Below are 14,932 nucleotides of genomic sequence, written 5' to 3'. Positions count from 1 at the left end.
GACGCGGGGAGGTCCGATGGTCCACGACAGCCGAGAGCCCGAGTCGTCCACCCCGGACGACAGCACGTCGTCACCGCTCGCGGGCTTCCGCATCGCGGTGACGTCCGACCGGCGCAGCGCCGACCTCGTGTCGGCGTTCGAGCGGCGGGGAGCCTCGGTCCTGCACGCGCCGGCGCTGCGGATCGCGCCGGTCGACCACGACGACGTCCTGACGCAGGACACCCGGGCGGTGATCAAGGCCCGCCCCGACCGCGTGGTGGTCACCACGGCGTACGGCATGCGCCGCTGGATGGAGGCGTCCGATGCGGTCGGGCTCGGCGACGAGCTGATGAAGGTGCTCGCCGCCTCGCGGATCATCGTGCGCGGGCCGAAGGGGCGGGGCGCCGTGCGGGCTGCCGGGCTCGACGACGACGGAATCGCGGTCGACGAACGCACCTCCACCTGCGTCGACATGCTGCTCGAGCGTGGCGTGCAGGGGCTGACCGTCGCGGTGCAGCTGCACGGCTACGCAGACGTGGACCAGCTGCGGCGGCTCGAGGCCGGTGGTGCGCGGGTCATCACCGTGGCGCCCTACCGGTGGATGCCGCCGCACGACAGTGAGCGGCTCCAGCGGCTGATCGAGGCGGTCTGCGCCCGCCAGGTCGATCTCGTCACCTTCACCAGTGCGCCGGCGGTCGACGCCCTGGTCAGCACGGCCGGCGAGCTGGGCTGCGCCGACGAGCTCGTCGACGCCATGCGGGTCGACGTGGTCGCTGCGGCAGTGGGCCCGGTGACGGCACTCCCGTTGCAGGAGCTGGGTATCGAGCCGATCGTGCCCGAGCGCTTCCGCCTCGGCGCGCTCATCAGGATCGTCTCCGAGCACCTCTGCACCGAGCGGGTGATGAGGGTCGAGACGGCCCTCGGGCCGGTGCAGCTGCGCGGGTGCTCCGTGGTGCTGGGTGACCAGTCGGTCACCCTGGCCCCGGGGCCCCTGGCCATCTTCAAGGCCCTCGCCGTCGCGGGGGGCGCGGTGCGCTCCCGCGACCAGCTGATGGCGACCATGCCCGCCGCGGCCGGGGCCGGGGCCGAGCACGCGCTCGACGTGGCCATGTCGCGGCTGCGGCAGTCGTTGCCCGACGCCGGCCTGGTGTCCACCGTGATCAAGCGCGGCTACCGGCTGACGGTCTAGCAGCTCGGGCCCGGTGACGGCCCAGGGCGCCCGCCACACCTCGAAGATCTTCGAGCGGGGGCGATGTTTGGGCGGGAACGGTCGCCACAACTCGAAGATCTTCGAGCGGGGGCGATGTTTGGGCGGGAACAGTCGCCACAACTCGAAGATCTTCGAGCGGGGGCGATGTTGGTCGGGAACGGTCGCCACAACTCGAAGATCTTCGAGCGGGGGCGATGTTGGTCGGGAACGGTCGCCACAACTCGAAGATCTTCGAGCGGGGGCGATGTTGGGGCGGGAACGCCCGCCACAACTCGAAGATCTTCGAGCGGGGGCGACCTAGCCACCGGTATCGCCCGCTCCCTAGGCCTGTTCGGACCAGCCGACCTGCACCAGACCCTCCTCGACCCGGACGGCATACGTCGGCAGGGTGATCCGCTCGTCGTCGAGCGCGCGCCCGTCACGCAGCGAGAAGACCTGCTTGAGCAGGGGTGAGGCGATCGTCGGCTCACCGGCGCGGTCTCCGGTCAGACCGCGCGACATCACGGCCGCTCCGGTGTAGGGGTCGAGGTTGCCGACCGCCTGCAGCGTGTCGTCGTCCAGCAGGAAGAGCGCGACCTGGCGCCCGTCGGGCAGCAGCACCGCGACCCCTCGTCCGGGCACGAGCGCCGCGAAGGCGCACGCGGGCACCCAGTAGGCAGATTCGTCGGACGTCGCCGTGCGGCGGTCCTGGTCGATGATGGTCACGGAGTGCTCCTTCGTCGGATGCGCACGGGGTCGTCGGGTCGGGGTCGTCGGGACGGGACAGGTGGTCAGGTGTCGTCGCGGGGTGCCGGCATCCCCAAGAGCACCGGCACCCGGCGACCACTGCTGTCGTCGAAGGCGATGGTCGGGTCGGGCTCCTGCGGGGCGTTGATGAAGGAGACGAAGCGCGAGAGCTTGACCGGGTCGCGCAGCACAGCGGCCCACTCGTCCTCGTAGCCCTCGACATGTCGGGCCATGGTCGCCTCGAGGTCGTCGGCGATGTGCAGCGAGTCGTCGCAGACGACGGCCTTCAGGTGCTCGAGCCCGCCCTCCATCGCCTCGAGCCACGCAGCCGTGCGCTGCAGTCGGTCGGCGGTGCGCACGTAGAGGATGAGATAGCGGTCGATGTAGCGCACGAGCGTGTCGTCGTCGAGGTCGGAGGCCAGCAGCACCGCGTGCTTCGGGGTCGTGCCGCCGTTGCCGGCGACATAGAGGTTCCAGCCCTTCTCGGTCGCGATGATGCCGACGTCCTTGCCGCGGGCCTCGGCGCACTCGCGGGCGCAGCCGCTCACGCCGAACTTGATCTTGTGCGGCGATCGCAGCCCCCGATATCGGTGCTCGAGCGCGACGGCCATCCCGACCGCGTCCTGCACGCCGTAGCGGCACCACGAGGAGCCGACGCACGACTTCACCGTGCGCAGCGACTTGCCGTAGGCCTGTCCCGACTCCATGCCGACGTCGACGAGGCGCTGCCAGATCGCCGGCAGCTGCTCGACCCTCGCGCCGAACAGGTCGATGCGCTGGCCCCCGGTGACCTTGACGTAGAGCTCGAAGTCGCGGGCGATCTCACCGATGACGATGAGCTGCTCGGCGGTCACCTCGCCACCAGGCATCCGCGGGACGACCGAGTAGGTGCCGTTCTTCTGGATGTTGGCCAGGAAGTGGTCGTTGCTGTCCTGCAGCGCGGCCTGCTCACCGTCGAGCACGTGGTCGCTGCTGGTCGAGGCCAGGATGGAGGCGACGGTGGGCTTGCAGATCTCGCACCCGGTGCCGGTGCCGTAACGGGCGACCAGACCGGAGAACGTGCGGGTGCCGGTGGACGCGACGATCTCGAAGAGCTGGGCCCGCGACTGGCTGAAGTGCTCGCACAGGGCCGTCGAGAGCTCGACGCCGGCGTCGACGAGCAGCTTCTTGACCGTCGGCAGGCATCCGCCGCAGGTGGTGCCGGCGGTGGTGCAGCCCTTGAGCTCGGCCAGGTCGCAGGCCCCGTCGGCGATCGCCGCGCAGAGTGTGCCCTTGCTGACCCCGTTGCAGGAGCAGATGATCGCGTCGTCGGACAGCGACCCCGTCAGGTCGACCCCGCCCCCGTCGGGTGAGATCAGGACCGCGGGATCGCCGGGCACCTCTCGCCCGACGAAGGAGCGGAGCGTCGTGTACGCCGCCGCGTCACCGACGAGGATGCCGCCCAGGAGCGTCCTGGTGTCGTCCGAGAGCACGAGCTTGGCGTAGGTGCCACGGGCTGCGTCGCTGTGCACGATCTCCAGGGCGCCGGGCGTCACGCCCATGGCGTCGCCGAAGGAGGCGACGTCGACCCCGAGCAGCTTGAGCTTGGTGGACAGGTCGGCTCCCGGGAAGGTGGCCTCGCCGCCCAGCAGGCGGTCGGCGACGACCTCGGCGGTGGAGTAGCCGGGGGCCACGAGGCCGTAGCACCGGCCCTCGACGGCGGCGCACTCGCCGACAGCCCAGATCGCGGGATCGTCTGTCGCACAGCCGAGGTCGGTGAGGATGCCGCCGCGCTCGCCGACCGCGAGCCCCGACTCGCGGGCCAGCAGGTCGCGGGGGCGGACCCCGGCGGAGAAGACGACGAGGTCGGTGGCGATGGTGCTCTCGTCGGAGAGACCCACGAGCAGACCGTCGCCGTCGGGAGCCTGCGTGATGGACGACGTGCCGACGCCGGTGTGGACGTGCACGCCGAGGTCACCGATGAGCCTGGCCAGCACCGCGCCACCGCCGCTGTCGACCTGCAGCGGCATCAGCCGGGGCGCGAACTCCACGACGTGCGGCTCGAGGCCCATCAGCAGCAGGGCGTTCGCGGCCTCGAGCCCCAGCAGTCCTCCTCCGACGACGACACCGGTGGCGGTGCGACCGTCGGCGGCTGCCCTCAGGGCCGCGCCATCGGCGGCAGCCCGGATGCCGTCGAGGTCGTCGAGCGTGCGGTAGACGAAGCAGGCCGGGTGGTCGTGCCCCGGCACGGGCGGCACGAAGGGGGCCGACCCGGTGGCGAGGACCAGGGCGTCGTACGGCACGGTCTCGTCGCCCGTCGCGGTGGTCACGACGACCTCGCGGGCCTGCCGGTCGATGCGTGAGGCGCTGGCCCCGAGCCGGAGCTGCACGTGGGGGTCGCCCGCGTAGTCGTTACCGGCGAGCGCCAGGAGGGAGCGGTCCCACGCGCCGACGTAGGACGACAGCCCCACGCGGTCGTAGGCCGGGTCGCCCTCCTCACAGAGCACGACCACCCGCCACCGTGCTTCGGCGTCACGCGAGCGCAGGGCCTCGACGAAGCGGTGCCCGACCATGCCGTGGCCAACGAGGACCGCTGTGCGCTGGGCGTGCTCGCCAGAGGTAGGGGTGGGGGGCGGGGCGTGGGACATCACGCGGCTCCTTCGCAGGGGGTGGGCTCGGGTCGGGTGGCGGTGGCTGAGCTCGAGGACGCGGCGGAGCTGGGTGACTCGTCGGGCTCGCTGCTGAGCAGCCACGAGCAGAGGCCGTCGACGGCACTGGAGCAGCTGCCGCAGCCGGTCGTCGCCCGGGTGGCGGCGGCGATCTGCGGGCGGGAGGTCGCTCCGGCGCGCCAGGCGCCGACGAGGTGCGCCTTGGTGACGGTGTTGCATCGGCAGATGACGACCGAGCCGGGCATCTGGGCCAGGCTGGCCGCATCGAGGACCGGCCCGAGGGCGGATCGGCCCAGCAGGAGGGCGACCCGGTCGACGGGCACCGGGTCGCCGGTGTCGAAGAGCTGCGTCACCGCCCCGGTCACGTCGCCGCCACCGAGCAGCACGGCGCCGACCACCCGGTGGTCACGCACGACGAGCTTGGCGTAGTGCCCGCGCCGGGGGTCGGCGACGGTGACGACCTCGTGCTCGTCGTCGTGCAGGTCGGCGCCGACCTCACCCATGCAGGTGAGGTCGATGTCGTGGACCTTGAGCCGGGTCAGCGCGGCGGTGCCGTCGTAGCGGGCGGTGACGTCGGCTCCCGACAGCACGTCGGCCAGCACCCGGGCCTGGTCCCAGCCGGGCTGCACGAGCCCGTAGACCTCGCCGCGGTGCTCCACGCACTCGCCGACTGCGTGCACGTGCGGCACGCTCGTCGCGAGCCGGTCGTCGACGACGATCCCGCGGGCGATCTCGGCACCGAGGGAGGCCGCGAGGTCGGTGCGCGGGCGCACGCCGGCGGCGAGCACGAGCAGGTCGCAGGGCAGTGCGGAGCCGTCGTCGAGCACGAGGCGGCGTCCGTCGGGCGTCACCTCGAGGGAGGCGGCCCGGCGCCCGAGCACGAGCTCGGCACCGGTGCGGCGCAGCACGGTGGCGAGGATGCGTCCCCCGTCGGCGTCGACCTGACGCTCCATCGGGCGGCTGCGGGGGTGGACGACGGTCACGCGCAGGCCGCGCAGGAGCAGGCCCCTCGCGGCCTCGATGCCGAGCAGGCCGCCGCCGACGACCACGGCGTGGGTGGCGCTGGCGGCGGCGGCGACGAGGCGCTGGCAGTCGTCGAGCGACCGGAAGGCGACGACGCCGGGGGCGCGCAGGTCGGCGCCCGTCACCGGCGGCACGTGCGAGGTGCTGCCGGTGGCGAGCACGAGCTCGTCCCAGCGGAGCAGCTCCGCGCTGTCGGCGAGGGGGAGACCGTCGGGGGTGACGCAGCACACGGTAGCGGTGCGGTGGGTCGGGTCGACCGCCGTGACCCGCCAGCCGGGGCGGACGTCGATGCGGTGGGCCGCCCACCAGCCGTCGGGCTTGAGCCGGGTCTCGCGCGGCGTGATCGTGCCGGCGACGACGGTCGAGAGCAGGATGCGGTTGTAGGCCGCGTGCCTCTCCTCCCCGATGACGGTCACCCGCAGGGCGGCGGCCTCGGGGTCGCGCTGGCGGAGCTCCTCGGCGAGCCGGGCGCCGGCCATGCCGTTGCCGACGACGAGGACGTGACGGGGGGTCATGAGGCGCGCTCCAGTCGCACGGCGCAGACCTTGAACTCCGGCATCCGGCTCGTCGGGTCGAGCGCGGGGTTGGTGAGGTGGTTGGCGGTGTGCTCGCCGCTCCAGTGGAAGGGCAGGAAGACGGTGTCGGCGCGAATGTCGTTGCTGCACCTCACTCGAGCGAGAGTGCTGCCCCGGCGGCTCACCACGCGCGCGGGGTCTCCATCGGCCAGTCCGTGGCGGACTGCGGTGTCGGGGTGCACCTGCACGAACATCTCCCCGGCCGCGGCGTCGAGCTCGGCGACCCGGCGGGTCTGAGCGCCCGACTGGTAGTGCTGCAGCACCCGGCCCGTCGTGCCGATGAGCGGGTAGGCGCTGTCGGTCACCTCGGCGGGGTCGCGGGGCACGGTGGCGACGAAGCGGGCCCGGCCGTCGGGGGTGTGGAAGGCGTCGAGGAAGAGGCGGCGGGTGCCCTCGGGGCGGGCCGTCGAGCAGGGCCAGTGCAGGGTCTCCCCGTCGTCGAGGCGCTCCCAGGTCACGGCTGAGTAGTCGGCCGGGCCGCCGGCGGAGGCCCGGCGCAGCTCGTCGAAGACGGTGCGGGGGTCGGTGGGGAACCGCTCACCGGGCTGGCCGAGACGCACGGCGAGGTCGTGCCAGACCTCGAGCTCGCTGCGCGCCTGACCCGCGGGCGACAGGGCGCGGCGCCGGCGCATCACGCGCCCGTCGAGGCCCGTCATCGTGCCCTCCTCCTCGGCCCACTGCAGGACCGGCAGCACGACGTCGGCGAGGGCGGCGGTCTCGGAGAGCACGAAGTCGCACACCACGAGCAGGTCGAGCGCAGCGAGGCGCCCGGTCACGTGGGTGGCGCGGGGGGCGGAGACGACGGGGTTGCTGCCGTGCACCATCAGCACGCTGGGCCCGTCGTCGGTGCCGAGGGCGTCGAGCAGCTCGTAGGCGCTGCGGCCGGGACCCGGGAGGTCGTCGGGGTCGATGCCCCAGACCTCCGCGACGTGTGCGCGGGCCGCCGGGTCGTCGATCTTGCGATAGCCCGGCAACTGGTCGGCCTTCTGGCCGTGCTCGCGGCCACCCTGGCCGTTGCCCTGGCCGGTCAGGGTGCCGTAGCCGGAGCCCGGGTTGCCGGGCAGGCCGAGCGCCAGCGCCAGGGCGATGAACGCCGTGACGGTGTCGGTGCCCTGGGCGTGCTGCTCCCCACCCCGGGCACTGAGCACGTAGGCGCCCCGCCCGGTGTCACGTGCCTTCGCCAGTCGCTCGACCGTGTGCCGCATACTGGCCACGGCGACGCCGGTGACGCGCTCGGCCCGGTCGGGGGTCCATTCCTGGGCAAGGGACCAGACGTCCTCCCAGCCGGTGGTGCGGGCCTCGATGAACGACCGGTCGACGTGGCCGTCGACGACGGCGAGGTGGATCAGGCCGTAGGCCAGGGCGGCGTCCGTGCCGGGCCGCACGGGCAGGTGCAGGCCGCCGCCGCCGAGCGCCCGGGCGGCCGTGGCGGTCAGGCGGGGGTCGGCGACCACGAGACCACCGGCGTCGGCAGCCCTCGACAGGTGGGTGAGGAACGGCGGCATGGTCTCTGCGGGGTTGGCCCCGAAGAGCAGCACCGCGTGGGCCGATCCCAGGTCGGTGACCGGGAAGGGAAGCCCACGGTCGAGGCCGAAGCAGCGGATGCCGGCGGCCGCGGCAGCGCTCATGCACCAGCGGCCGTTGTAGTCGATCTGGCTGGTGCGCAACGCTACCCGTGCGAACTTGCCCAGCTGGTAGGCCTTCTCGTTGGTGAGGCCACCGCCACCGAAGAGAGCCACCGCGTCGGCGCCCCGGGTGGCCTGCGCCGCTCGCACACCGTCGGCCACGAGGTCGAGGGCCTCGTCCCACGTCGCCTCGACGAGCCTGCCGTCGCGCCGGACGCGCGGCGTGGTGACCCGACCGCGGTGGCGCAGCAGCTCGGGGCTGCTCCAGCCCTTCTGGCAGAGGCCGCCCCGGCTGTTGGCGAAGCGGCGTGGGGTGACGGTGAGGTCACCGGGGGTGGAGCCGGTGAGGGTGATCGCGCACTGCAGGCCGCAGTAGGGGCAGTGGGTCGCGGTGGTGGGTGACGGCATATGGGCTGTGCTCCTCGCTCAGCTGGTGCTGCGGGCCGGTGCCGGTGCCTCGACGAGGTCGCCGTGCGACTGGCGCACGTAGCGCACGTAGGTGATGACCGCGGCCAGCACGTAGAAGGCCAGGAAGATCCAGAAGGCCGTGGTCGCCGACGTCGACGTGAGGTAAGACTGGCGCAGGACGATGTTGATGACGAAGCCGCCCAGGGCTCCGACCGCGCCGGCGATGCCGATGAGGGCGCCCGACATCGATCGGGACCAGTGCGTGCGCTGCTCGGGGGAGCGTCCGGGGAGCATGCGCGACTTCCGCTCGAAGATGCTGGGGATCATCTTGTAGACCGAGCCGTTGCCGACGCCCGAGAGCAGGAAGAGCGCGATGAATCCGGCGATCAGCGCGGTGAGCTGGGCGTCGTCGGCCGCACCCGTGGTCGCGTCGTCCGAGACGCCCGCGGCCACGAGCACACCGGCGGAGACCACCATGCCGACGAAGGTCCAGAAGGTGACGCGGCCACCACCGACGCGGTCCGCGAGCTTGCCGCCGGCGATACGTGAGACCGAGCCGAGCAGCGGCCCGACGAAGGCGATCTGGGCCGCGTGCAGGCTGGCCGCACCGGACTGGGCTGCCGTGGGGGCCGCGCCGCCGGTGAGCTGGGCCGTGAAAACGATGTTGAGCACCTGGGCGAAGGCGAAGCCGAAGCCGATGAACGAGCCGAAGGTGCCGATGTAGAGCAGGGAGATGAGCCACGAGTCGCCATGGGCCAGCACGTCCTTCATGGCGCGGCCGTTCGACGTCTGGTGGTCGAGGTTGTCCATCTTGAGTGCGGCGCTGATGCTCACGGCGACCAGCAGCACGAGGTAGACCGCGCAGACGACCTCGGGGCGGCGGTTGCCCAGCGAGGCGATGACCAGGAGGCCGACCAGCTGGACGGCCGGGACCCCGATGTTGCCGCCGCCGGCGTTGAGGCCGAGGGCCCAGCCCTTGAGCCGCTGCGGGTAGAAGGCGTTGATGTTGGTCATCGACGACGCGAAGTTGCCGCCGCCGAGCCCGGCGAAGGCCGCCACGACGCAGAAGGTCGTGAGCGAGGCGCCCGGGTGCGTCACCAGCCACCACGTGCCGAGGGTCGGCACGAGCAGGGCGATCCCGCTGAAGACGGCCCAGTTGCGGCCACCGAACCTCGCCGTCGCGACGGTGTAGGGGATGCGGAGCAGGGCCCCGACGAGGGTCGGGGTGGCCACGAGCACGAACTTGTCGGCGGCGGTGAAGCCGTAGACCGCCTGCGGCATGAAGAGCACCATCACCGACCAGATCGACCAGATCGAGAAGCCGACGTGCTCGGTCGCGACCGACCAGATGAGGTTGCGCCGGGCGATGTCCTTGTTGCCGGCCTCCCAGGCGATCGTGTCCTCGGGGTCCCAGTCGGTCAGGTGGTGCGAGCGGTTGGGGCGAGTCAGGAGGGACGGCGCGGGCGCCGTGGTCTGGGGGCTGTCGTCCACCGCGGTCACGGGGAGTCTCCTTTGTTGGCAGAGGTCAGGGGCGAGCTCTGGCACCACCTTGACCACCCCGTGTTTCCGCCGCGGGCTGGCGTCGTAACGCTCCGCGCACGTTCCCCTCACCCGGCGCGGGCCTCACCGTGAGGTCGGGGGAGGGTGAGGCGGGGGAGCGGATGACGCCCCCGGGCGTCAGATGGCGCCGATGAAGCCGCTCCACGACCAATCACCCCGGTGTGGCACGGGAGGGTCCGGCAGTCAGCCGGATCGGGGCCGTCGGGCCCGCAGGACGAGCCCCCCGACGCCGAGGAGGGCGGCGAGGGCGGCCAGCCCTGCGGCATACGGGAATCGGGTGGTGGGGTCGGCCGAGGGGACCGGCCCGCGGGCGCTCACCGGCACCTCGGCGGGATCACTGGTGGGGGTGCTCGTCGTGAGGGGGGTCGGTGCAGCCGCGGGGGATGGCGTCACGGGGTCGCGCCACTCCGGGGGTTGCGGGACGCCGGGGTCGACGAGGGTCCCGACCGGTCGCAGGGCGGTGCGGTGGGCGAAGGCCCAGTCGAGCAGGGCGGCGGTGGGCTTCCAGCTGGGCACCGTGACGCCGCCCATCTGCGTCACGAGCAGGGTGCGGCCGCCGCGGGTCGCGGTGCCGACGAAGGTGTGGCGGGCGCCGGTGGTGTAGCCGTTCTTGACTCCGGAGACGCCGGGATAGTGCTCCATCAGCGGGTTGTGGTTCTGGATCTGGAACGGCGTCTGCTTCTTGCCCCGCGGGTCGGTGCCCCCGGGAAAGAGGTAGCTGCGGGTGGTGGCGACCCGCCGATAGTCGGGGAGCTTCATGACAGCTCGACCGATGAGCGCGAGATCGTAGGCGCTGGAACGCTGCCCGACCGCATCGAGACCCGAGGGATCGACGGCGACGGTGTCCCAGGCGCCGAGCCCGGCGGCCGCCGCGTTCATGGCCGCGACCGTCTTGGCCCGCCCCCCGTAGGCGTCGGCCAGCGCGTAGGCCGTGTCGTTGCCGCTGACCATCACGAGCCCGAGGAAGAGCTGCCCGACGCCGTATGAAGCTCCCTCGACGAGCCCCACCCGGGTCCCCTCGGCCAGCGTGGCGGCCTTCGAGGCGCGCACGATGCGACCGGGTGGCAGCGCGGGCATCGTCACGAGGGCGAGGAGGGTCTTGATGGTGCTGGCGGGCAGGAGCAGGGCGTGCGGGCTCTTGGCGGCGAGCACCTCACCGGTGTCGAGGTCGCTGACCGTCCAGGCGACGTCGGTCGTCGCCGGCGGGTCGGGCACCGTCGGTGGGGCGTCGATGACGAGGCCGGTCGCAGCCAGGGCTGGGCCACCCACCGTGTGCTCGGGGGCGATGACCGGCCCGGGCTGTGGGGTGGGGGGGACGAGCTGGCAGACCGGGGTCACCGGAGCAGCCGGTGTGCGACCCAGGGCGCTCGGGTGTGGGGAGGGCACCGACGGCGTGGTCGGGGTCGAGCCCGACGGACAGCTCAACGGCGTCGGGTCCGCAGCCCGGGCGGGCTGCATACCGGCTGGGGCGAGGGCGAGAGTCACCACCAGGGCGGCGCCCGTTGCCGTCAGGCGGGGTCGGGCTGCGCGGGGCGGACGACGCGTCATGGTTCCCCCACCCTCGACAGCGCAACACGACGCGGCCGGGGAAGGGGGAACCTGCTGGGGGCAGGTGGTCAGCGGCCGTGACGCATGGCCGTGCGGAGGTCCTTGTTGAGCGTCGAGATGACGTCGAGCGGGATCTCCTTGGGGCAGGCGCCGGCGCACTCGCCGATGTTGGTGCAGCCGCCGAAGCCCTCGTGGTCGTGCTGGCTGACCATCTTGACCACGCGGGCGTCCCGTTCGGGCTGACCCTGCGGGAGCAGGCCGAGGTGGGTGACCTTGGCGCCCATGAAGAGCATTCCGGAGGCGTTGGGGCAGGCGGCGACACACGCGCCGCAGCCGATGCAGGCGGCGGAGGCGAAGGCCTTGTCGGCGTCGTCCTTCGGCACCGGCACCGCGTGCGCGTCGGGGGCCGCACCGGTGTTGACCGAGACGAATCCGCCGGCCGCGATGATGCGGTCGAAGGCGCTGCGGTCGACGACGAGGTCCTTGAGCACCGGGAAGGCGTCGGCGCGCCACGGCTCGACGGTGATCGTGTCGCCGTCCTTGAAGGTGCGCATGTGCAGCTGGCAGGTGGTGGTGACCTCGGGGCCGTGGGCCTGGCCGTTGATCATCAGCCCGCACATGCCGCAGATGCCCTCACGGCAGTCGCTGTCGAACGCCACCGGCTCCTCGCCCTTGAGGATGAGGTCCTCGTTGAGCACGTCGAGCATCTCGAGGAACGACATGTCCTCGGAGACCTCGTCGAGCTGGTAGCCGTGCAGGCCTCCGGGGTCCTGGGGGCCGTCCTGGCGCCAGACCTGAAGGGTGATCTTCACTTGTAGCTCCGCTGCTTGAGGTGGACGTAGTCGAAGACGAGGTCTTCCTTGTGGAGGACGGGGGCGCCGTCGTCGCCGCCGAACTCCCAGGCCGCGACGTAGGCGAAGTTGACGTCGTCGCGCAGCGCCTCGCCCTCCTCGGTCTGGCTCTCCTCGCGGAAGTGCCCACCGCAGGACTCGCGGCGGTGCAGCGCGTCGATGCACATCAGCTCGCCGAGCTCGATGAGGTCGGCCACGCGGCCGGCCTTCTCGAGGCTCTGGTTGAGGGTGTCGGCCGCGCCGAGCACCCGCACGTTGCGCCAGAACTCGTCCTTGAGGCCGCGGATGAGGTCGATGGCCTTGAGCAGGCCGGTCTCCGACCGCTCCATCCCGCAGTACTCCCACATGACGTGGCCGAGCTCCTTGTGGAAGGAGTCGACGGTGCGCTCGCCGTTGATCGACAGGAGCGTCCGCAGGCGGTCGTCGACCGAGGTCTTGGCGGCGACGACGTCGTCGTGCGTCTCGGTCACGGTGGGGTAGGGCCCGTGGCTGAGGTAGTCGCGGATCGTGTTGGGCAGGACGAAGTAGCCGTCGGCCAGACCCTGCATGAGGGCCGAGGCACCGAGGCGGTTGGCGCCGTGGTCGGAGAAGTTGGCCTCACCGGCGACGAAGAGCCCCGGGATGCTCGACTGCAGGTCGTAGTCGACCCAGAGGCCACCCATCGTGTAGTGCACGGCGGGGTAGATGCGCATCGGCACCTCGTAGGGGTTCTCGCCCGTGATCCGCTGGTACATGTCGAAGAGGTTGCCGTACTTCTCGGCCACCCAGGCCTGGCCCTGACGACCGATGACCTCGGCGAAGTCGAGGTAGACGCCGCGGCGGAAGTCGCCGACGACCGGGCCGACGCCGCGACCCTCGTCACAGACGTTCTTGGCCTGGCGCGAGGCGATGTCGCGAGGCACGAGGTTGCCGAAGGCGGGGTAGATGCGCTCCAGGTAGTAGTCGCGGTCCTCCTCCTTGATCTCGCGGGGGTCCTTGTCGCAGTCCTCGCGGTTCTTCGGCACCCAGATGCGGCCGTCGTTGCGCAGCGACTCCGACATCAGTGTCAGCTTGCTCTGGTGCTCTCCCGAGACCGGGATGCAGGTCGGGTGGATCTGCGTGTAGCAGGGGTTGGAGAAGTAGGCGCCCTTGCGGTGGGCCCGCCAGGTGGCCGTGACGTTGCAGCCCATCGCGTTGGTCGACAGGTAGAAGACGTTGCCGTAGCCGCCGCTGGCCAGCACGACCGCGTCGGCGAGGTGGGTCTCGACCTCACCGGTGACCATGTCGCGCACGATGACGCCACGGGCCCGGCCGTCGACGACGACGAGCTCGAGCATCTCGTGGCGGGTGTGCATCTCGACCGAGCCGGCAGCGACCTGGCGCTCGAGGGCCTGGTAGGCGCCGATCAGCAGCTGCTGGCCCGTCTGGCCGCGGGCGTAGAAGGTGCGCGAGACCTGCACGCCACCGAACGAGCGGTTGTCGAGCAGGCCGCCGTACTCGCGGGCGAAGGGCACACCCTGCGCGACGCACTGGTCGATGATGCTGGCGCTGACCTCGGCGAGGCGGTAGACGTTGGACTCGCGGGAGCGGAAGTCACCCCCCTTGACCGTGTCGTAGAAGAGGCGGTAGACCGAGTCGCCGTCCTCCTTGTAGTTCTTCGCAGCGTTGATGCCGCCCTGGGCCGCGATGGAGTGCGCGCGGCGCGGGGAGTCCTGGTAGCAGAAGGTCTTGACGTTGTAGCCCGCCTCGCCGAGGGTCGCGCTCGCGGCGCCACCGGCCAGGCCGGAGCCGACCACGATGACCGTCAGCTTGCGGCGGTTGGCCGGGTTGACCAGGGCAGCCTCGAACTGCCGCGTGCGCCAGCGGTCCTGGACCTCGACCTTGGGCGCCTTCGTGTCGGCGATGGCCTCGCCGTCGCGGTAGAGGCCGTGGGCGATCCCGGCGTTCTCGAGCGTCTCGGGCGAAAGAGTGTCAGTCATGGTGCGGTTCCGATCCATGTGCCGTGTGTGGAGGACGACTACTTGATGACGCCGACGAGGACGAAGACGGCCGGGAGGATGAAGCCTCCGGCGATGACGACCGCCAGGGTCTGGCCGAGGAGGTTGGCGTTACGGCGGGCCTTGGCGGTGCCGGTGAGGCCGAGGGTCTGGCTGGCCGACCACACGCCGTGACGCAGGTGCATGAAGAGGGCGACCATCGCCAGCGCGTAGATCACGAAGCACCACCAGACGCTGGGCTGGAAGGCCGACACGTAGCGGTCGTAGGGGGAGGCCTTGCTGCCGTTGACGTTGATGGTCTGGGTCGTGAACTGCAGGATGTGCCAGACGATGAAGAGCAGCAGCGTGACGCCGCCCCAGCGCATGAAGCGCGACGAGACGGTCGCGACGACAGCCTTCTTCACCTGGTACTTCGTGGTGCGGGCGTTCTGCGCACGGCTCCACAGGTAGAAGGCGGAGTAGACGTGCGCGACCAGCGAGCCGATGAGCACGGCGCGGGTGATCCAGAGGAAGCCGCTGTACGGCAGGATCGGCGTCAGCAGCGTGCGCAGGTGCTCGGCGTAGTCGTCGTAGGCGGCCCTGCCGGCAAACATCTTGAGGTTGCCGTACATGTGCACCAGCACGAAGGCGACGAAGACGAGGCCCGTGACCGCCATGACCAGCTTCATCGCGATGGTCGTGCGCCGGGCGGTCGTCGTCGGAGTCGTCCGGGCGGTGCGCGTCGTGCGGGGGGGAGTCGAGGTGGCCACCCACCTACTTTAGTTCCTGCCGTGTGGGACGGCTTGTCGGGTGGCCCACCTCGA

At 71.7% G+C, this 14,932-nt stretch carries 10 protein-coding genes; 1 reads left to right on the top strand and 9 read right to left on the bottom strand.

All coding sequences use genetic code 11. From position 1 onward, the window contains the following. Positions 1 to 16 precede the first annotated feature (16 nt). Positions 17 to 1,168 (top strand): uroporphyrinogen-III synthase, encoded by a 1,152-nt coding sequence (locus V3N99_05175; GenBank protein ID MEO3936137.1) that lies wholly within the window; start codon positions 17 to 19, stop codon positions 1,166 to 1,168. 342 nt (positions 1,169 to 1,510) lie between these two features. Here V3N99_05175 and nirD read toward each other — a convergent pair whose 3' ends face one another. From nirD to V3N99_05130, 9 genes are all read right to left on the bottom strand, one after another. Further along, positions 1,511 to 1,894: a nitrite reductase small subunit NirD gene (gene nirD, locus V3N99_05170; GenBank protein MEO3936136.1), complete on the bottom strand. Its 384-nt coding sequence runs from the start codon at positions 1,892 to 1,894 to the stop codon at positions 1,511 to 1,513. Positions 1,895 to 1,959: 65 nt separating this feature from the next. After that, on the bottom strand, positions 1,960 to 4,542 hold the full coding sequence (gene nirB / locus V3N99_05165) for a nitrite reductase large subunit NirB (protein MEO3936135.1): 2,583 nt from the start codon (positions 4,540 to 4,542) through the stop codon (positions 1,960 to 1,962). Next, the gene (locus tag V3N99_05160) at positions 4,542 to 6,101 is read right to left on the bottom strand and encodes an FAD-dependent oxidoreductase (protein MEO3936134.1); all 1,560 of its coding nucleotides are present in this window, start codon (positions 6,099 to 6,101) and stop codon (positions 4,542 to 4,544) included. The genes nirB and V3N99_05160 overlap by 1 nt, the downstream gene beginning before the upstream one ends. Continuing rightward, the gene (locus tag V3N99_05155) at positions 6,098 to 8,194 is read right to left on the bottom strand and encodes a molybdopterin oxidoreductase family protein (protein MEO3936133.1); all 2,097 of its coding nucleotides are present in this window, start codon (positions 8,192 to 8,194) and stop codon (positions 6,098 to 6,100) included. Before V3N99_05155 ends, V3N99_05160 begins: the two co-directional genes overlap by 4 nt. 18 nt (positions 8,195 to 8,212) lie before the next feature. Next, positions 8,213 to 9,694, bottom strand: a complete 1,482-nt coding sequence (locus V3N99_05150) for a nitrate/nitrite transporter (protein MEO3936132.1) — start codon at positions 9,692 to 9,694, stop codon at positions 8,213 to 8,215. Between the two features lie 243 nt (positions 9,695 to 9,937). Next, the gene (locus V3N99_05145) at positions 9,938 to 11,302 is read right to left on the bottom strand and encodes a hypothetical protein (protein MEO3936131.1); all 1,365 of its coding nucleotides are present in this window, start codon (positions 11,300 to 11,302) and stop codon (positions 9,938 to 9,940) included. A gap of 68 nt (positions 11,303 to 11,370) precedes the next feature. After that, positions 11,371 to 12,114 carry a succinate dehydrogenase/fumarate reductase iron-sulfur subunit gene (locus tag V3N99_05140; GenBank protein ID MEO3936130.1) on the bottom strand — a complete coding sequence of 248 codons (744 nt, stop codon included), beginning with the start codon at positions 12,112 to 12,114 and terminating at the stop codon, positions 11,371 to 11,373. Next, complete coding sequence (locus V3N99_05135) at positions 12,111 to 14,111, bottom strand: fumarate reductase/succinate dehydrogenase flavoprotein subunit (protein MEO3936129.1); 2,001 nt, start codon at positions 14,109 to 14,111, stop codon at positions 12,111 to 12,113. Before V3N99_05135 ends, V3N99_05140 begins: the two co-directional genes overlap by 4 nt. A gap of 38 nt (positions 14,112 to 14,149) precedes the next feature. Further along, on the bottom strand, positions 14,150 to 14,878 hold the full coding sequence (locus V3N99_05130; GenBank protein MEO3936128.1) for a succinate dehydrogenase cytochrome b subunit: 729 nt from the start codon (positions 14,876 to 14,878) through the stop codon (positions 14,150 to 14,152). Positions 14,879 to 14,932 lie beyond the last annotated feature (54 nt).

It is taken from the genome of Dermatophilaceae bacterium Soc4.6, from assembly GCA_039889245.1.
Taxonomy (GTDB): Bacteria; Actinomycetota; Actinomycetes; order Actinomycetales; family Dermatophilaceae; genus Lapillicoccus.
This window is presented reverse-complemented; position numbering and strand designations above follow the sequence as displayed.